Source organism: Pontibacter virosus, from assembly GCF_003096355.1.
Taxonomy (GTDB): Bacteria; Bacteroidota; Bacteroidia; order Cytophagales; family Hymenobacteraceae; genus Pontibacter; species Pontibacter virosus.
This window is the reverse complement of record NZ_QEKI01000002.1, coordinates 142,972-161,111: the sequence shown is the minus strand read 5'-3', so window position 1 is coordinate 161,111 and position 18,140 is coordinate 142,972. Positions and strand designations below refer to the sequence as shown.

Here is an 18,140-nt window from a genome sequence, read left to right as displayed (position 1 = left end):
AAGAGGTAACGGCAGAAATTCCCCTCTAGGGTAGGGACCCTATAAAAAGAGGGGCAGGGGTGTATTATAGCAACTGCTTAACCTCCGGGGGTAGGGGCCCTCTATTTCAACCAAGATCCTTTCAGGATGACAGACCGGAAAGCATCAGCGGGAAAGTCCCCCTTCGAGGGCGAAGATCCCGGGATTGATTCGGGAGGGGTAGGGGGATGTTAATCGAGCATAAACATCTTGATTTATACAAAAAACAATCCCTGTATACCTGTCACGATAAAGTTAACCCCGATCGAAAGCACCAGAAAACCCATGATACGCGATAAGGCCGACAGGCCGGCTTTTCCCATAAATTGCAGCAGTTGGTGCGAGAAGATCAGGATAACATAAGCGACTACGGCCACTGCGATAATGGCCGTTACCACCAGGCCCAAGTCGGTAAGTTGTAATGCATCGGAATAAAAGCCGATGCTCACTGCAATTGCCCCGGGCCCGGAAAGCATGGGCATGGCCAGTGGTGCAAAGGAAATATCTTCTTTCTGCATACCCTCTCTAAGTACGCCTTTCGAAACCTTTTTGCCCCGGTGTGCTTTGCTGGAAAGTAGTTCGAAGCCTGCTTTCATGATCATGAGCCCACCCGCAATGCGAATGTCGTGCAGTCGGATGCCGAAAAAGTTGAGTACATACTGTCCGGCCAGAAAGAAGACCGCCAGAATAAGCGCCATGTAAATGCAGGCTCGAAGCGCTTGCTGGTTGCGGTTGGAGGGGGTGTCATCCTGGGTGAGGGTCAAAAAGACGGGCATCGCCCCGAAGGGGTTCACCACACTAAACAGGGCCGAAAAAGTGGCCAGCATCATTTCCATAGCTTGGTCAGGTTGTTTCTGATGCAAAGCTATGACGGTGAAATTACGCCTGCGTTACCACCGTGTTGTATGATTGTTATGTGTAGAAAGCCTATTTTACGTACAGGGTGTTTCAAGTCCAAGGGGAATTGATCCGGTAATTAGGGATATCCTGTCAATTTGTTAGGACAGGGGCTTACGAAATCTTGTAAGTCCTGATCTATGACAGAAACAGCGCGTAGATAGCCGACACAATAAAGTTTACCCCGATCGACAACACAATAAAACCCATGATGCGGGAGAGTGCCGACAGACCTGCCTTGCCCATAAAGCGGGTAAGTTGCGTGGAAAAGCGGAGGATCACATAAGAAATGGCGGCCAGCAGGATGATGCCGATCAGAATCAGGGTCATGTCCCAGAAGGAAAGGGAAGTGGTGAACAGACCAATACTTACCGCAATGGCACCAGGGCCAGAGAGCATGGGCATGGCCAGTGGCGTAAAGGAAATGTCTTCCTTGTGCTGCGCCTCTTCTACCACATCCGGCGATACTTTTTTATTACTGCCGCCTGGGGTGAGTAGATCAAATCCTGCCTTCATGATCATCAATCCGCCCGCAATGCGCAGGTCGTGGATGCGGATGCCGAAGAAGTTAAGCACGTACTGCCCCGCCAGAAAAAAGACAGCCAGTATACCTACCATGTAAAGGCAAGCCTTGAGCGCCTGTTGGTTACGTTGTTCAGGGGTGTCGTTTTGGGTGAGCGTCAGGAAGACCGGCATAGCCCCAAAGGGGTTCACAACGGAGAAGAGAGCAGAAAGCGTGGCAAGAATGATTTCCATGGAAGCGATAAACGTAGAACATCCAATATAGTTTTTAATCAATATAAAACCAAAAACGAACCTTTAACAGGTATAGAAATGCACCTGAAGGAAGGGGGATTAAAACATAATCCTTAATTTTGGGTAGAACAACACCCTAAGCAACGATACTATGAAAGGAGAAGTAAAGCTCGGGATACTGGGCGGCGGACAGTTGGGCCGCATGCTCATTCAGGCTGGACTCGATTTTAATCTCTATACTCTGGTGCTCGACCCGGACGAAAACGCACCTTGCAAGGACGTGTGCCACGAGTTCTTCGTGGGCAGCTTCCGCGACTTCGACACCGTGTACGAGTTTGGCAAGAACTGCGACATTCTCACCATAGAAATTGAGCATGTGAATGCCGATGCGCTTGAGAAACTGGAGCAGGAAGGCGTAAAGGTATACCCGGATGCTAAGACCGTGCGCACCATTCAGGACAAAGGTCTGCAAAAAGAATTCTATAAGAAACACGCTATACCTTCTGCTGATTTCAGAATACTAAAAGATGCCGAAGAACTCAAAGCCAATACCGATTTTCTGCCCGCTTTCCAGAAGCTGCGTCGCGAAGGCTATGACGGACGCGGTGTGACGAGACTACAGAGTGAAGCTGATCTGGGCAAAGGCTTTGCGGAGCCATCGTTGTTAGAAAAGCTCGTAGATTTTGAAAAGGAGATATCCGTGATCGTGGCCCGTAACGCGAGCGGACAGGTAACGGCTTTCCCGGTGGTGGAGCTAAGCTTCCATCCGGAGCACAACCTGGTAGATTCATTGTTTGCGCCGGCCAACGTACCTTACAAACTGCAGCGTTTGGCCATCGAAATTGCAACCAGGGTGATCGAGAGTTTTGACATGGTGGGTATACTGGCTGTGGAGATGTTCCTTACCAAAGACGGTCAGATCCTGGTGAACGAGGTGGCGCCTCGTCCGCACAACAGCGGCCACCACACCATCAAAGCTAACTATACCTCGCAGTACGAGCAGCACCTGCGCGCCATCCTGAACCTGCCGCTCGGCAGCACTGATATCCAGAGTGCCGCCGTGATGCTGAATCTGTTGGGTGAGCCGGGCTACGATGGCGAAGCCAAGTACGAAGGACTGCAGGAGGCTCTGACCGTGCCGGGAGTTTACATTCACCTGTATGGCAAGAAGTATACCCGTGCTGCCCGCAAGATGGGCCACATTACCGTGCTGGGCACTGACTTGGAAGAGGCGCAGCAGCGGGCAGAATCTATTAAAAACGTAATCAAAGTAATCGCATAATATGGCTAACGAAACCACAACTACACAGCCGCTGGTAGGCATTATCATGGGCAGTCAGTCTGACATGAAGGTAATGGATGCCGCCGCCGAGATACTCGAAAACCTGGGTGTGCCCTTTGAGATCACGATCGTGTCGGCGCACCGCACCCCGCACCGCATGTTCGAGTACGCCGAACAGGCCCGCAAAAAAGGCTTGAAGGTGATCATCGCCGGGGCCGGTGGCGCAGCGCACCTACCAGGTATGGTCGCCTCTATCACCACACTGCCAGTGATTGGTGTTCCCGTAAAGTCAAGCAACTCCATCGACGGTTGGGATTCCGTGCTGTCGATCCTGCAAATGCCAGGCGGTGTGCCGGTAGCCACTGTCGCTTTGGACGGTGCCCTGAACGCAGGTATACTGGCTGCTCAAATCATCGGTACTTCTAATGCCGCTGTGGCGGATAAGCTGGAGAAGTATAAGGTCAGTCTGAAAGACAAGGTGATGCGCTCTGTGGAGGAATTGCGCAGAGGTGACCGGGATCTGGATTAAGTATACATCAAAGGTATTTCGCTCCATCGTAAGAGCTGGATAAAAGAAAGTCTCCTGTTTTTAGGAATCACCTAAAAACAGGAGACTTTCTTTTATGTTTTTTTCCTTTGACAATGCAGTCCTTTGCTTAGGGAAGAGCAAGCAATGGGGTTAGAATCTATATCCTGCCATCAGGCTAAAGGTTTTGATGCTGCTACGCAAGCTTAGCAACCTGGAAATACCTTCGGTCGTCTCGTAGCGTGTCTCTAAAACGAAGGTTTTGGTCTTGACCGGATACAGTATACCTACTCCGGCCACGGCGCCGAACATGTGACTTTTAAAATCGCTTCCGGGCAGCGCCTCTTTCTCTTCAGAGTAGCTGGTGGAGTGAAATGAGCTATACCTACTTTCAACCCTTTTTGAGTGGACTGCATAAGAGTAGGAGGCCCCCACATTGGCAAATGGCCTTACTTTTCCCTTAGGGAAGGTATAGCGAAGCTGCATTGGTAGTTTAAGATAGTTTAGATCAAAAAGCAGATCATAGGAAATAGTACGACCTTGTATGTACCTTCCACTGTTCCTTCGAAGCGATAAGGGGCATACAGCAGTTCCACGATCAGCGAGAGCTTCTCGCTCATAGATGGATTCGCGACCTGCATTGCGATGGCTCCCCCTAATCCAAGCCCTGTGCTGCGGTAGTCCCCTCTCGCATAATAATGGCTTCCCGAAACATGCAACGATGGTAAAGTGAAGGCGACTATCGGCATAAGCGTTACAGTTGCTTTTTTAGGCTCATGTGTGAACTGCGAGCTGTCGAAGCACTCGTTATACGCTGTGGCCACCTTAATAAGTGAACTGTGTCTGAGCATCACATTTTCCAAATGATTCTCAGTGAGGGACGAGCAGTCTAAGAAAGCAGATGCTATTACACCGATGAATGGCCTATCCACTACGCGGTACCTCTTACCGGTTTTCGGGTCAGCACGGGTATAGACCTGCTCCACCAATTCCACCAGGTCGGCACCATCTTTCGAAAGGAAAAAGCGGTCGCTGTCGTTATCATCCCGGTAGGTATAGATGCTAACTTTGCCTTTCACAAGGACATGCAAAAACAGGTGTTCGTAGCGTTTCCGGTCCGGCGTGGGCACCTGCCAGGACTCGTATACCTTCTTTTCATTTTTGAACCCGTAGGCCACTATCTCATCAGGACTATAGGTATGCGCAACTCCGTTATCGCTGGCTTTAAAAGTGGCTATTTTCGAATTTCGAATGGCTCCCCGGTAGTCAACATAGCCCTGCAGTGTGTCACCACCGCGTACAATGTAGCCGAGTCTGAAATCCTGCTGTGCGAAGGATGGTGTAAGAAAAAGGCAAAGGAAAAGTGGAAGGTAGAGGTACTTCATAAAGTTTGTTTTAGGATTCAGGAACGGCAAAAAGGGGAGCACTAGAAGTAAAATCCTATACCCAGGTTCGTCTTGCTTAAGCTTAAGTTCGCCTCTACATGGCTGCCCCGGTCAAATCCATGGAGGTAGTTCAGAATGTTCACCTTCAATTCTATACCTGTTTTAGTGCTTGGGAAGAATACGAGACCGGGTGAGATCGTAGCGTACAAAGAAACCTCCTTCATTTCAGATGTCGAAGAAGTCTCCCCACCCCCCGAGCCCCATGGGTCTCCAGGCTGACCGTAGCTTGTGTAAAATTTTTCTGTTTTTGTCTTAGAGGATTGAAAACCCGTTGTGCTCTCAGCAAAAAGGGCGAATTTATTGCTAAGACTATAGTAATAGCGAGCCATAGGACCTGCATTAAAAGACCGCATGACTATTTCGTTCTCAGTGTAATAATGGCTGCTATAGCCAGGAGAGCCAAGCATTTGTTCCTGTTTCTGCACAGAACGAAAGTAACCTCCATGCAGGCCCACCACCAGATTGTCTGTAATGAAATAGCCTACTAATGGTCGTACCTCATAAGCGAAAACTTTACTGGAGGCGTCTGGCTTCTTGAAACTGCCACCAGCCCCAATGCCGGCGAATTTTGTACCTGATTGGAGCTGGGCGAAGGCGCTGCTAGCTATCAGCATCACCAACAGAAGGAGGCTTGTTGCTTTCATGGCTTGAATATTTTACATGAAATATAGGGATAAATAAATATTCCTTGGAGTGGTGCCAAAGAAATATTTTTAGGATGCTCCGGGATGTTGGATACTACTTAGACAGGTACAAAAAAATCCCCTGCCGAGATACTCGACAGGGGATTTTATAAATAGTTTGTGTTAAATCTTACTTTTTACCGTCTACTTCTTCGTAGTCCACGTCGGTTACACCGCCGTCGTCCGTGGCAGCGCCCTGCGGACCGCCAGCCTGCTGACCGTTACCGGCTGCACCAGCAGCTCCTTCCTGTCCGCCTCCGGCAGCGTACATCTCCTGCGATGCCGCCTGCCAGGCGTTGTTCAAGCTTTCGATGGCTGCGTCAATTCCGGTGATGTCTTTGGCACCGTGTGCTGTTCTGAGCTGACCAAGTGCGCCCTCAATGTTAGACTTGTTGCCTTCGGACAGCTTCTCGCCATACTCTTTCAGCTGCTTCTCGGTCTGGAAGATCATAGAGTCAGCCGCGTTCAGCTTCTCGATCTCTTCCTTCGCCTTCTTATCAGCTTCCGCGTTGGCTTCTGCTTCCTGACGCATTTTTTCGATCTCCTGCTCGCTCAGACCAGAAGAAGCCTCGATGCGGATCTTCTGCTCCTTGCCAGTGGCTTTGTCCTTAGCCGTTACATGCAGGATACCGTTGGCGTCGATATCGAAGATAACCTCGATCTGCGGAACGCCACGTGGTGCTGGTGGAATGCCATCTAGGTGGAAGCGACCGATGGTACGGTTGTCTTTCGCCATTGGGCGCTCACCCTGCAGTACGTGAATCTCAACCGAAGGCTGGTTATCCGATGCGGTCGAGAAAGTCTCAGACTTCTTAGTCGGAATAGTCGTGTTCGACTCGATCAGCTTCGTCATTACACCACCCATGGTTTCGATACCCAGTGATAGTGGCGTTACGTCCAGCAGAAGCACATCTTTTACTTCACCTGTCAGTACACCACCCTGAATCGCAGCACCGATAGCTACTACTTCATCCGGGTTCACACCTTTAGAAGGCTTCTTGCCGAAGAACTTCTCTACTTCTTCCTGTACTTTTGGTATACGGGTAGAACCACCTACCAGAATCACTTCGTCGATGTCAGAAGTGGACAGACCAGCGTCCTGAAGGGCCTTCTTGCAAGGCTCCATCGAGCGACGGATCAAATCGTCTGTCAGCTGCTCGAACTTAGCGCGAGTCAGTTTGCGTACCAAGTGCTTTGGCACACCATCAACCGGCATGATGTAGGGCAGGTTGATCTCTGTTTCGTTTGAAGAAGAAAGCTCAACTTTAGCTTTCTCAGCGGCTTCTTTCAGACGCTGCAAGGCCATTGGGTCTTTGCGCAGGTCCAGGCCTTCGTCGTTCTTGAACTCGTCAGCCAGCCAGTTGATGATCTTGGCGTCAAAGTCGTCACCACCCAGGTGTGTGTCACCGTTGGTAGAAAGCACTTCGAACACGCCGTCACCCAACTCCAGGATAGAGATATCGAAGGTACCGCCACCTAAGTCGAATACCGCGATCTTCTGATCTTTGTGTTTCTTGTCAAGGCCGTAAGCAAGCGCTGCTGCCGTGGGCTCGTTGATGATACGCTTCACTTCAAGACCTGCGATCTGACCGGCCTCTTTCGTGGCCTGACGCTGTGCATCGTTGAAGTAGGCAGGTACCGTGATCACGGCTTCTGTTACCGTAGTGCCCAGGTAATCTTCTGCCGTAGCCTTCATTTTCTGAAGTACCATTGCCGAGATTTCCTGTGGCGTGTACTGACGGTCGCCAATTTCTACGCGGATGGTGTTGTTGCCACCCTGCACCACTTTGTAAGACACCTGCTTGGCTTCTTCGCTCACTTCATTGTAGCTGTGGCCCATGAAGCGCTTAATTGAAGCGATCGTGTTCTGCGGGTTTGTGATTGCCTGACGTTTGGCAGGGTCACCCACCTTACGCTCGCCTTTGCCGCCATCCAGGAAAGCGACGATAGACGGAGTAGTTCTGCGGCCTTCGCTGTTGGGTATAACCACTGGCTCGTTGCCTTCCATTACGGCAACGCAGGAGTTGGTTGTACCTAAGTCAATACCAATTATCTTTCCCATTCTATAGTTTTATAATGATTCGATTACAATTTCTTTTTTACTGCTGGTAGCAATCTATCAAGGTATGTGCCAAGGCGGTTTATACCTGTTTTGCCTGTCATTCTGTCACAAGTGAGTGTGCGATGATTCCTTTTGTCGCTTTTGCGTGAATAGAATCCCGACAACCAAGACACATTTGCCAACTTATGGACAGGTATAGCAATGTATGGTGGCTCTGCTATACCTGTTCAGCTGATAGCACCCGGGCATAAAAAAGCCCTCACACTGGAGGGCTCCTTTATGTCCTGTTCACGAAATGTCTAGCGTGCAATCACCATTTTCATGGTTGATGTTTTTCCATTCGCATTGATGCGGTACAGGTAGGTTCCACTTGGGAGCGTACTACCGTCGAACTTCACCTCGTGGTTGCCTGACTGCTTTGACTCCGAAACAAGCGTTCTGATTTTCTTACCCATGATGTCCATGACCTCCATCGTTACAAAGCCGTCGTTTTCCAGATTATACTGGATAGTGGTTGTTTCAGCGAAAGGATTCGGGTAGGCGATAGCCTTTGTATTGGTCGCTTCTGCCATTTGCATAGCTGAGGTGCTTGCAGCGGCAAGTTCGTTCCAACCGTTGAAGGTGCGTGTCACAATCACGGCAAAATCAGCGCGGGTGACGTTTGCTTTCGGCTTGAAAGTAGCGTGCAGTACCGGCTGCAGGTCGTAAGGCCCTTGCGTAACCGAATAGAAAGCATTGATCAGGTTCAGTTCCAGCGCCACACTTACATATCCCTCCAGACCTGCAGGTATGTCCTTCGCGTCTTCTATGGGGTAGGTGGTGCCGTTGAGCGTTACAGTTGGTGCCGTGCCATTACGCTTGAGTGCCTCCTCTTCCTGACCAAGTGCCTGCACCAGCGAATAAGCCAGACTAGCTCTGCTCACACTGCCGCTCGGACTGAATTTGCCGGTAGCTGTTGGTGTCATTAGTCCATTGAAGGTATGGAAGCCATCACGCAAGCCAGCGCCTTTTGCCGTAACCGATTCCGCTAGTAGTTTTTGTCCAGTAGCAACGTCAGTGAAAGAAACAGCCCCGTTGGTTGGAATGTACTGGCGTGTACCCTGGCCCATCATCAGGTAATCGGCTAATTCAATGCGTTTTAACAAAGCATCAGGCTTGTAGGTGCCGTCGCTCAGGCCGTCTACCAGGCGCTCCCCAACAGCCAGTTCTATCGCCGACTTGGCAGGGTGGCTGGCAATATCCGTCAGACCTGATGTGCCCAGGATCTGTGTTTGCGTTATTTTCACATCTATTGTTTCAGGGAAGGCCGCCCCTTGCAATCCGTACATGACAGCTTTCCACTCACCCGCCATCGGGTTGGCAACGGCAACGGCACGGTCAGTGTACAAAGTAAACAGTGCAGAGATTCCTGAACTGTAGATGGTTCCGTCTGGAGCAACCAGACGTAGGCCCACGGTGTTGCCTGTTTCACCAAGCAGGCCTGTCGCAAACATCTTCGCCTCTATACCTGTCACGCCTTGCGCCACATTAAATGTGCGCTCATTGGTAGAGGCAGTTGCTGGATTGTAGTCGATGCGCAGTGTCTGCTCTGCAGCCGAAGAGTTAATGTTGCTGTTGAATTTCCTGGTGATGTTCAGCTGAGACCCGAAAGATGTGCTTCTGAAGATGTGGTCCACGGCGGCATAGGCGTTCACGTAACCGGCGCCTACTTCCCATGGCTCACGGCCAGGTATGTTGGTAGCTGTCTGCTGCAGGATAGATTTTACCTGATCCGGAGTCAGTTTCGGGTTCGCCTCCAGCATCAGGGCGACAATACCTGCCACGTGTGGCGTGGCCATGGAGGTACCGCTCATGTGTGAGTAGTAAGGAACTTCAGAAGGCTCAAGTACTGCTACATCCTGCTCGGCTGCAAGAGCGCCAAGAGGCGCTATTACTCTTGTAGAAATCACATCTACGCCAGGTCCGACAATGGTCGGTCTGTTCTCTACCGTCCAGGTTTTGCCATCAAAGGTGATCGTCTGTTTGTGGTTCTTAACGCCTCTGGATGAGAAATCGGCAAGTCTGCCATACCTGTCACCGGCGCCAACAGAAATCACCCAGGGTGCAATGGCGTATGGGTTGTGCGTATCAGAGCCTGGGCCTTCGTTGCCGGCAGCAAATACCGAAATGATGTTCTTCTTATAAGCGGCCAGCGAGGCCACGTTTACAGGGTTATTCGGATCAAAAGCACCTGATGTGCCCCAGGAGTTGCTCATCACGCGAATGCCATAACGGGCCTGGTTGAGCATGGTCCAGTCATAGGCGCCGAGTGCATCCAGAATGAAAAGCGCACCGCCAGAGCCATAGCCTATGAGGTCGGCACCGTTGGCCACACCTGCATACTTGCCTTTCGACATCGTGCCCAGTCCTCCTACAGAACCTGCGCAATGCGTGCCATGACCAGAGTTTGTGTCTGTGTTAGGCACATTCTCCAACCAGGTAGGAGGCAGAATCGTTACAAGCCCGTTTAGGTTCGTGCTGCCAAGTACATTCTGCTTCAGATTTTTACCTAGCTTCAGGTCTTCGTGTGTGCCGTCAACGCCACTGTCGTTAATAACCACCGTTACGCCCTTTCCTGAAACTGGCAGCCCGCCGTTTCGGGTCGTCATCTCCATATCATTGCGGAGCCGCTGTACACCGGTCAGATGGGTGTCGTGGTAGTTGTAATAAGTAAGTTTCTTGTTCAGGTACAGCGAGCGCACCTGTGTGTTTTTAGCCAGCGCATCCACCTGTGCGGCAGTAGCTAGCACACCCACAATTGGCAAGGATTGCAAAGAGACACCTGTTGTGATGCCAAGTAAATTGAGCGATAAGATGTTACTGCTGCTCGGAGCTTTATCGCCGTAAAAAGTTACAATTACTTGTTGTGGCAATAGCGAGGAGTTTAACGCCTGCCGCAATTCGGGATCGACAGTAGCTTGTGCAAAAGCACTATTCGCAAGAAAGAATAGCGCTGCAACCAACGTAAAGAATCTGTTCATAGATGAGCTGTTTTTTGGTTTGAAATGGCACTGAAATAGAATAGCTTCATGAGCGACTATTCTATTGTAAGCGATAAAGTGCTTTATACTTGGTTTGTACTATATTGTTTTATGTTAATTGGTAAAGAATAGAAAATTTAAAAAAGGTGTCACTTCGATGGTTAAACACCTTATTTTCAATCCTTAACAAAATACTTAGTTTCATGGATTTATAAAATTTTCAAGACTTGTTGAAGTTCTTGGACTTGGTATTAAAATGTGAAATTTTTTTATTTTTTGCATTTATTTTGCAATTAATACTTACATATGGACGAATAAATACCCAAAATTTGCTTTATGCTTTTTGACAGAGGTTAATTCCCTTTAAAGGGCTTCAAAAGGTATAGCCCATCGGTTGTTATGATTTGCTATTTTGGCTAAACTTTCCTAAATCAGTTCATCAAACAAAAAGACTATTAAACTATCGCTCTCCTTTACATGAAAAGCACCTTTCTTAGAACAGGCACGGTGGCTTGCCTGCTGCTGGCACTGACTTTTTCGTCGCCAGAAGCGGAGGCCCAGAAACAGAAGCAGCGCAGCAGCAAGCAGAAAGAAGCAACTGCCCCATATAACGCCAAACTTTACAATGGCATGACCTGGCGCTCCATCGGTCCATTCCGGGGCGGTCGTTCGGCAACCGTAACCGGTGTGCCAGGAAAACCTAACCTTTATTACATGGGCACCGTGGGTGGCGGCGTATGGCGCACCACCGACGGCGGCTCTACTTGGGAAAATATATCAGATGGCTTCTTCGGTGGTTCTATCGGTGCCGTGGCTGTGAGTAAGTCCGACCCCAACGTAATATATGTGGGCGAAGGAGAAAAGACGGTGCGCGGCAACGTGTCGTCGGGCCACGGAATGTGGCGCTCAGTGGATGCTGGCAAGACTTGGGAGCAGGTCGGCCTGAAAGATTCCAAGCACATTGGCCGCATCCGCATCCATCCGCAAAACCCGGACATAGTGTATGTTGCTGTGATGGGGGACCTGTACAAAGCGCATGAGGAGCGGGGGGTGTTCAAGAGCACGGATGGCGGCAAAACCTGGAAGAAAACACTCTTTGCCAACAAAGATGCCGGTGCTGTCGACCTGATCCTTGACCCGAACAACCCACGCCACCTGTACGCCACCACCTGGAACGTGCGCCGCACGCCTTACAGCCTGTCCTCAGGCGGACCAGGCTCCGGTATCTGGAAAAGTACGGACGGCGGCGATACCTGGAAAGACATCTCGAAAAATGAAGGCTTGCCAAAAGGTACACTTGGCATCATAGGCGTAACTGTTTCGCCGGTGAATTCGAACCGTGTGTTTGCCATGGTAGAAGCCGATGAAGGCGGTTTGTTCCGCTCCGACGACAGCGGCCTGACCTGGAAGAAAATGAACGACGACCGCAACCTGCGCCAGCGGGCCTGGTACTATACCCGCGTTTATGCCGACCCGAAAGACGAAGACGTGGTATACGTGCTGAACGTGGCATACCACCGCAGCAAAGACGGCGGCAAGACCTTTACGTCCGCCTACGCGGGCCACGCTGACCACCACGACCTTTGGATTGCACCCGAGAACCCGTCGCGCATGGTGATCGCCGATGACGGTGGGGCGCAGGTAACATCGGATGGCGGCATGAACTGGAGCACCATGAACAACCAGCCAACCGGCCAGTTCTACCGTGTCGTAACTGACAACCATTTCCCATACCGCATTTACGGAGCGCAGCAGGATAACTCGACCGTGCGCATCAGTCACCGCTCTACGGGGTATAGCATTACCGAGGATGACTGGGAAGAAACAGCCGGATCGGAGAGTGCGCACCTGGCCGTGAATCCGGAAAATCCGGAGATCGTGTACGGTGGCAACTACGGTGGCTTTTTGTCGCGCGTGGACCACAGCAATGGGCAGGAACGCGTGATCAACGTGTGGCCGGACAACCCGATGGGCCACGGTGCCGAGGGGATGAAGTACCGCTTTCAGTGGAACTTCCCGATCATGTTCTCACCCAACGACCCCAAGAAACTCTATACAACGTCCAACCACGTGCACGTCACCTATAACGAAGGGCAGTCTTGGGAAACCATCAGCCTGGACCTGACCCGCAACGATTCCACCAAGTTGGGGCCGTCTGGTGGGCCGATCACCAAGGATAACACCAGCGTGGAATACTACGGCACCATCTTCGCAATCAGCGAGTCGCCGGTAGAGTCGGGTGTGATTTGGACGGGCTCAGATGACGGCCTGATCCATGTAACCCGCGATAATGGCAAGAGCTGGACGAAAGTGCTGCCGAAAGGTATGCCGGAGTGGATCCAGATCAACAGCATTGAAGCGCACCCGACCCAAAAGGGTGCTGCCTACGTGGCGGCCACCATGTACAAGTCCGGTGACTTTAGCCCATATCTGTACAAAACGACCGACTATGGCAAGTCCTGGACAAAGATCACGACAGGTATACCGGGCCACCACTTCACCCGCGTAGTACGCGCCGATCCGAAGCGTCAGGGGCTGCTATACGCTGGTACTGAGTATGGCATGTATGTGTCGTTCAACGACGGGCAAAGCTGGCAACCGTTTCAGCTGAACCTTCCGATCGTGCCGATCACGGACCTGACCATCAAGAATGACAACCTGATCGCCGCCACGCAGGGCCGTAGCTTCTGGATCATCGATGACCTTACGCCGCTGCACCAGCTGAACGAGGGGATAGCCAAGAGCAAGTTTCACCTGTACAAGCCGCTGGATACTTACAAGATGGACGGTGGCAGCCGCGGCCTTTCCAAAACAGCGGGCGAGAACCATCCGGGTGGTGTGATGGTGCACTACTACCTGCCACAGAAACCGGATTCGGCGACCGTGGTACAACTGGACATAATGGACCAGAACGGCAAACTAATCCGCAGCTACCTGAGCAACGCCAAAGAGAAGAAGGACAAGCTGGAAGTGAAGGAAGGTATGAACCGCTTTGTGTGGGACATGCGCTACCCGGAAGCCAGCAAATTTGACGGCATCATCCTGTGGGGCGGTGGACTGCAGGGACCGAAGGCTATACCTGGTTTGTACAAAGCGAAACTCACCGTGAACAAAGAAAGCCAGGAAATGGACTTCACCATCCTTCCGGACCCACGCACCAAAGCCACCCCGGAGGACAGGGTTGCACAGTTCACCTTCCTGAACGAAGTGCGCGACAAACTCACCGAAACCCATGACGCGATCAAAGACATCCGCACCATGCGGGCACAGCTCAACACGCTCAAAGGCAACCTGAAAGGCCAGGAGAATTACAAAGACGTGGTGGAGTCTGCGACGGCCATCGACAAGAAGATCACGGCTATTGAAGAAGCCTTGTACCAGACGAAGAACCGCAGCGGACAGGACCCGCTCAACTTCCCGATCCGCCTCAACAACAAGCTGGCGAACCTGGTGGGGCAGGTAAGCACCGGCGACTTCCGTCCGACTGATCAGGCCTATGCCTTCAAAAAGGAGATCACCGCCCAAATAGACGAGCAGCTGAACCTGTTCAAACAAGTGCAGATGCAGGACGTGCCGGCCCTGAATAGACTGGTGAAGGAGAAAGGCGTGGATGCGATCTCGGTGAAGAAAGCTGAGGCAGCCCCGGCGACAGGATCTTTGTAAGATATAGCCTATACCTGAGGAAACTGAAAGCCCTGCCAGCAATGGTAGGGCTTTCTTATTTTTGGGCCTGTGAAGATTTTCTTATAGAGGCAGCTAACTACAATTGCGTCAGGTATAAAACAGGGAGGTGCTTATTTCTTCTCCACCACCAAAGCCGCTTTTTGCACTTCGCCTTCGTGCGCCAGGCCGGGGTATGGCTTCACACCCTTCAGCGTGAAGGTATAGTTGACACCACCGACCTCTGCCGCTACGGTATGGGTTTCTCTGGCACCCTCGGTCCCGCAGTCGCCGATGCAGAGTGTGATGTTTTCGTTAGCGCCCTGACTGTTGGAGGCCCGCAGCGCAACAGTGGCGTTGCCCGCTGTCACACAGTCAACGTCGGTGGGGCAACGGGAATCCTGGATACTTTTCAGGGAAACGATCAGGCGGCGCGGCACTCCCTCCCCGTACATCGTAATTTGCCCGTACTGCTGCAGGAGCGCCTCCTTGCCAAATTTCAGGTCGCCGGTTTCCTGTCTGGTTGCTGCGGTTCTGTAGGCTTCTTCTGGTTGACACTCGGTGAGGAGTGCCAAAGCCAGGAGTGGATAAAACAGTTTAATCATATATTTATTGGTTAATCAACCTTAGGAGCCCATAAAACGGAGGATGGTTGCAATTAGTACGCAAATTTTAAAGACTGGTGTCGCCACATTGTTTATCTGCCGCAATTGTTGGATATTGGCTTTTCATACCTACACTAATCTAATTACGTGAGTACCAGTACTGCCACCCTTGTAAAACAGAAAGTAAGAACGCTAGCTGACCGGCTGCGCAATTTTCGGGTATACCACCGCTACCTGGGACTTTTTCTGGGCATGTTTATCCTGATCAGCAGTGTGACAGGTATACTACTGGGCTGGAAAAAAGATGTGGACCTGCTGCAACCGCCTACGCAAAAAGGAGTGACCACAGACCTGCAGCAGTGGCTGCCGCTGGCGGAGTTGTCAGCACGATCTCTTGCTGGTCTGGATTCTGCGCAGGGCATCAACAACAATCCCATCGACCGCATTGAAGCCCGTCTGGATAAAGGCATCGTCAAAACCATTTTTACAGATGGTAGCTGGGAGGTACAGCTGGATGCGAGCACCGGCAAAGTACTGTCTGTTGCCCGCCGTCACTCTGACTGGATCGAGAAAATACACGACGGCTCCATCATCAGCGATCTTTTCAAACTGATCTCCATGAATGTGCTGGGCTTGGGGCTGCTGATCCTCTCAGTCACGGGATTCTTCCTTTGGTTCTACCCAAAACAGATCAGAAAGATCAAAAGCTAGTAAGCAGCATGAAGAAACTCCTGCATGTAATGGGATGGCTCTGCCTGCTCAGTTCTTCTACGTTCGGACAAGTCCTGACCGTGAAAGATCAGGTAACGCAACAGCCGTTGGAAATGGTGCAACTCTCTGGTGTAAACACAACACAACCAATTTTTACGGACAGCAAAGGAAAAGTGGATGTCAGTCCTTTCAAGGGACTTGATAGTGTAGTGGTTCGCCTGGTGGGGTATGATCAGAAAATCCTGTCGTACGGGCAACTACAGCGGATGGGCTTTCAGCTATACCTGCGGGAAAATAAAATTGCCCTGAACACGGTGGTTGTTTCAGCGACACGCTGGCAGCAGGATGCCAAAGAAGTGCCGCAACGCGTGAGTACCATCCGACCAAAAGATGTGCTGCTGCGGCAACCTCAGACAGCCGCTGACATGCTGGGACAGACGGGGGAGGTGTATATCCAAAAAAGCCAGGGCGGAGGCGGAAGCCCCATGATACGCGGTTTTGCCACTAACCGGGTGCTGATTGCAGTAGACGGTGTGCGCATGAACACAGCCATCTACCGGAGCGGCAACCTGCAGAATGTCATCTCGCTAGATCCCTTTGCCACACAAAGGACAGAAGTACTTTTCGGGCCGGGCTCTGTGATGTATGGCAGCGATGCGATTGGGGGTGTAATGAACTTCTATACCTTGTCTCCAAAGTATGCAACTGACGCTACCCAGGTTGTAAAAGGAAACGCTGTCGTGAGATGGTCGTCAGCTAACAACGAGAAAACTGGCCACCTGGACCTGAGTTACGGCCTAAAAAAGTGGGCCTTCCTGACCAGCGCCACTTTCAGCGATTACGGCGACCTCCGCATGGGTTCACGCGGGCCAGATGACTACCTGCGGCGCGAGTATGTGCGTACCCAAAACGGGCATGACGAAGTGATCGCAAACCCCGACCAGGAGCGGCAGGTAGACACTGGTTACGACCAGCTGAACCTGATGCAGAAGATCAGGTATAGGGCGAGCGACAACTGGGAACTACAGTACGGCTTCCATTACTCTGCCACCTCCAACGTGCCCCGCTACGACCGGCTCACCCTTTACCGCAACGGAACGCTCCGGTCGGCAGAGTGGTACTATGGTCCGCAGGTATGGGCCATGCAGCACCTGCAGGCAACGCACCGGGCAAACAACAAGCTCTTTGATCAGCTCAGTATCGGGCTGGCGCATCAGCTCTTTGAGGAGAGTCGCCACAACCGGGACCTGGGCAAAGCAGCGAGGTATAACCGACACGAGAAAGTAAACGCCTACTCCGCCAACCTCGATTTTGAAAAAGCGCTGGGGCAGCGGCACCACCTGTTCTATGGTCTGGAGACGGTCATCAACAAAGTGCACTCCACCGGCACCGACCAAAACGTAAATACCGGGGCTGTTGCACCTGGACCATCACGTTACCCGGACGGTGCTGACTGGAGTTCGCATGCAGCCTTCCTGACCTACCGTTTCAAAGCAGGCGAGAAACTCACAGTGCTCACAGGAGCCAGGTATAACCACATCCTGCTGAATGCGAACTTCGATAACAGTTTCTATGATCTCCCTTTCACCTCCGCCGACATCAATACAGGGGCCGTAACGGGTAGCGCCGGAATGGTGTTCAGCCCAGTGCTTTCCTGGCAACTGAGCAGCAACTTGTCTACCGGTTTCCGTTCTCCGAATGTGGATGACATCGGCAAGATATTCGACTCGGCACCGGGGCTGGTGGTTGTGCCCAATCCGGATCTGAAGCCAGAGTACGCTTACAATGCAGACCTGGGGGCGGCCAAAACATTCGGGGAGGTGCTGAAGCTGGATGCGACTGCTTTCTATACCTACCTGCAGGATGCGCTGGTGCGGAGAGACTACACCTTGGGCGGCGAGAGCAGCATCGAGTATGAGGGAGAACGTAGTCAGGTGCAGGCAATTCAGAACGCCGCCTTTGCCAGGGTGTGGGGCGTGCAGGCAGGTATGGAACTGAAGCTTCCCGCTGGCTTTGGCCTTGCTGCCAGGTATAATGTGCAACACGGTCGTGAGGAACTGGACAATGGCACGGAGGCACCTTTGCGACACGCTGCTCCGGCTTTCGGAACTGCCCGCCTGACCTATACCCGCCTTCGCCTGAAAGCAGACCTCTACACCGTGTATAACGGAGCAATCCGGTATAACCAGTTGGCACCGGAGGAGCGGGACAAAGCGTACTTGTATGCTACTGACAGAAACGGGAATCCCTACAGTCCGGCTTGGGCCAACCTCAACCTGAAGGCGCTGTATCAACTGACCCAACACTTGTCGCTGAGCGCAGGTATAGAGAACATCACTGACCAGCGTTACCGGCCTTACTCTTCAGGTATAGCAGCGGCGGGCAGAAATGTTGTGCTGTCGGTGCGGGCTACGCTCTAAGTTAGTGACCTCAAATCCCATTTGCACTGATCGATAGAGTCGTTCATGTCCTCGA

The 18,140-nt window shown here is 51.7% G+C and carries 13 protein-coding genes; 5 read left to right on the top strand and 8 right to left on the bottom strand.

Annotated features, from left to right (window positions below; genetic code table 11):
- Positions 1 to 233: 233 nt before the first annotated feature.
- Together C8E01_RS03715 and C8E01_RS03710 are read right to left on the bottom strand one after the other, a co-directional pair.
- Positions 234 to 881: a MarC family NAAT transporter gene (locus tag C8E01_RS03715; protein ID WP_243409411.1), complete on the bottom strand. Its 648-nt coding sequence runs from the start codon at positions 879 to 881 to the stop codon at positions 234 to 236.
- Positions 882 to 1,053: 172 nt separating this feature from the next.
- Positions 1,054 to 1,671 (bottom strand): MarC family NAAT transporter, encoded by a 618-nt coding sequence (locus C8E01_RS03710; protein ID WP_116542017.1) that lies wholly within the window; start codon positions 1,669 to 1,671, stop codon positions 1,054 to 1,056.
- Between the two features lie 151 nt (positions 1,672 to 1,822).
- Between C8E01_RS03710 and C8E01_RS03705 the strand changes: the two genes are divergently transcribed.
- Together C8E01_RS03705 and purE are read left to right on the top strand one after the other, a co-directional pair.
- Positions 1,823 to 2,953, top strand: a complete 1,131-nt coding sequence (locus C8E01_RS03705; RefSeq protein ID WP_116542016.1) for a 5-(carboxyamino)imidazole ribonucleotide synthase — start codon at positions 1,823 to 1,825, stop codon at positions 2,951 to 2,953.
- A 1-nt stretch (position 2,954) separates the two neighbouring features.
- Positions 2,955 to 3,482 (top strand): 5-(carboxyamino)imidazole ribonucleotide mutase, encoded by a 528-nt coding sequence (gene purE, locus C8E01_RS03700; RefSeq protein ID WP_116542015.1) that lies wholly within the window; start codon positions 2,955 to 2,957, stop codon positions 3,480 to 3,482.
- Positions 3,483 to 3,632: 150 nt separating this feature from the next.
- On the opposite strand, the gene C8E01_RS03695 is transcribed toward purE, so the two are convergent.
- The 5 genes from C8E01_RS03695 to C8E01_RS03675 form a co-directional block, all read right to left on the bottom strand.
- Positions 3,633 to 3,965 carry a porin family protein gene (locus C8E01_RS03695; RefSeq protein WP_116542014.1) on the bottom strand — a complete coding sequence of 111 codons (333 nt, stop codon included), beginning with the start codon at positions 3,963 to 3,965 and terminating at the stop codon, positions 3,633 to 3,635.
- A 17-nt stretch (positions 3,966 to 3,982) separates the two neighbouring features.
- On the bottom strand, positions 3,983 to 4,864 hold the full coding sequence (locus C8E01_RS03690) for a hypothetical protein (RefSeq protein WP_116542013.1): 882 nt from the start codon (positions 4,862 to 4,864) through the stop codon (positions 3,983 to 3,985).
- A 41-nt stretch (positions 4,865 to 4,905) separates the two neighbouring features.
- Positions 4,906 to 5,568 carry a hypothetical protein gene (locus tag C8E01_RS03685; protein WP_116542012.1) on the bottom strand — a complete coding sequence of 221 codons (663 nt, stop codon included), beginning with the start codon at positions 5,566 to 5,568 and terminating at the stop codon, positions 4,906 to 4,908.
- 169 nt (positions 5,569 to 5,737) lie between these two features.
- The gene (gene dnaK / locus C8E01_RS03680; protein ID WP_116542011.1) at positions 5,738 to 7,669 is read right to left on the bottom strand and encodes a molecular chaperone DnaK; all 1,932 of its coding nucleotides are present in this window, start codon (positions 7,667 to 7,669) and stop codon (positions 5,738 to 5,740) included.
- Positions 7,670 to 7,968: 299 nt separating this feature from the next.
- Complete coding sequence (locus C8E01_RS03675) at positions 7,969 to 10,689, bottom strand: S8 family serine peptidase (protein ID WP_116542010.1); 2,721 nt, start codon at positions 10,687 to 10,689, stop codon at positions 7,969 to 7,971.
- Between the two features lie 477 nt (positions 10,690 to 11,166).
- Between C8E01_RS03675 and C8E01_RS03670 the strand changes: the two genes are divergently transcribed.
- A complete protein-coding gene (locus tag C8E01_RS03670; protein WP_116542009.1) occupies positions 11,167 to 14,352 on the top strand; it encodes a WD40/YVTN/BNR-like repeat-containing protein in 3,186 nt (1,061 codons plus the stop codon).
- A 131-nt stretch (positions 14,353 to 14,483) separates the two neighbouring features.
- Here the strand turns inward: C8E01_RS03670 and C8E01_RS03665 are convergent, their stop codons facing one another.
- Complete coding sequence (locus tag C8E01_RS03665; protein ID WP_116542008.1) at positions 14,484 to 14,954, bottom strand: hypothetical protein; 471 nt, start codon at positions 14,952 to 14,954, stop codon at positions 14,484 to 14,486.
- A 147-nt stretch (positions 14,955 to 15,101) separates the two neighbouring features.
- On the opposite strand from C8E01_RS03665, the gene C8E01_RS03660 reads away from it, so the two are divergent.
- Positions 15,102 to 15,665, top strand: a complete 564-nt coding sequence (locus tag C8E01_RS03660; protein ID WP_116542007.1) for a PepSY-associated TM helix domain-containing protein — start codon at positions 15,102 to 15,104, stop codon at positions 15,663 to 15,665.
- A gap of 8 nt (positions 15,666 to 15,673) precedes the next feature.
- Complete coding sequence (locus tag C8E01_RS03655) at positions 15,674 to 18,085, top strand: TonB-dependent receptor plug domain-containing protein (protein ID WP_116542006.1); 2,412 nt, start codon at positions 15,674 to 15,676, stop codon at positions 18,083 to 18,085.
- The last annotated feature ends 55 nt before the right edge of the window (positions 18,086 to 18,140 follow it).

Excerpts from the sequence above, each read along its gene's own strand:
- C8E01_RS03710 (WP_116542017.1), bottom strand. The coding sequence starts at position 1,671 with ATGGAAATCATTCTTGCCACGCTTTCTGCTCTCTTCTCCGTTGTGAAC.
- C8E01_RS03705 (WP_116542016.1), top strand. The coding sequence starts at position 1,823 with ATGAAAGGAGAAGTAAAGCTCGGGATACTGGGCGGCGGACAGTTGGGC.
- purE (WP_116542015.1), top strand. The coding sequence starts at position 2,955 with ATGGCTAACGAAACCACAACTACACAGCCGCTGGTAGGCATTATCATG.
- C8E01_RS03695 (WP_116542014.1), bottom strand. The coding sequence starts at position 3,965 with ATGCAGCTTCGCTATACCTTCCCTAAGGGAAAAGTAAGGCCATTTGCC.
- C8E01_RS03690 (WP_116542013.1), bottom strand. The coding sequence starts at position 4,864 with ATGAAGTACCTCTACCTTCCACTTTTCCTTTGCCTTTTTCTTACACCA.
- C8E01_RS03685 (WP_116542012.1), bottom strand. The coding sequence starts at position 5,568 with ATGAAAGCAACAAGCCTCCTTCTGTTGGTGATGCTGATAGCTAGCAGC.
- dnaK (WP_116542011.1), bottom strand. The coding sequence starts at position 7,669 with ATGGGAAAGATAATTGGTATTGACTTAGGTACAACCAACTCCTGCGTT.
- C8E01_RS03675 (WP_116542010.1), bottom strand. The coding sequence starts at position 10,689 with ATGAACAGATTCTTTACGTTGGTTGCAGCGCTATTCTTTCTTGCGAAT.
- C8E01_RS03670 (WP_116542009.1), top strand. The coding sequence starts at position 11,167 with ATGAAAAGCACCTTTCTTAGAACAGGCACGGTGGCTTGCCTGCTGCTG.
- C8E01_RS03665 (WP_116542008.1), bottom strand. The coding sequence starts at position 14,954 with ATGATTAAACTGTTTTATCCACTCCTGGCTTTGGCACTCCTCACCGAG.
- C8E01_RS03655 (WP_116542006.1), top strand. The coding sequence starts at position 15,674 with ATGAAGAAACTCCTGCATGTAATGGGATGGCTCTGCCTGCTCAGTTCT.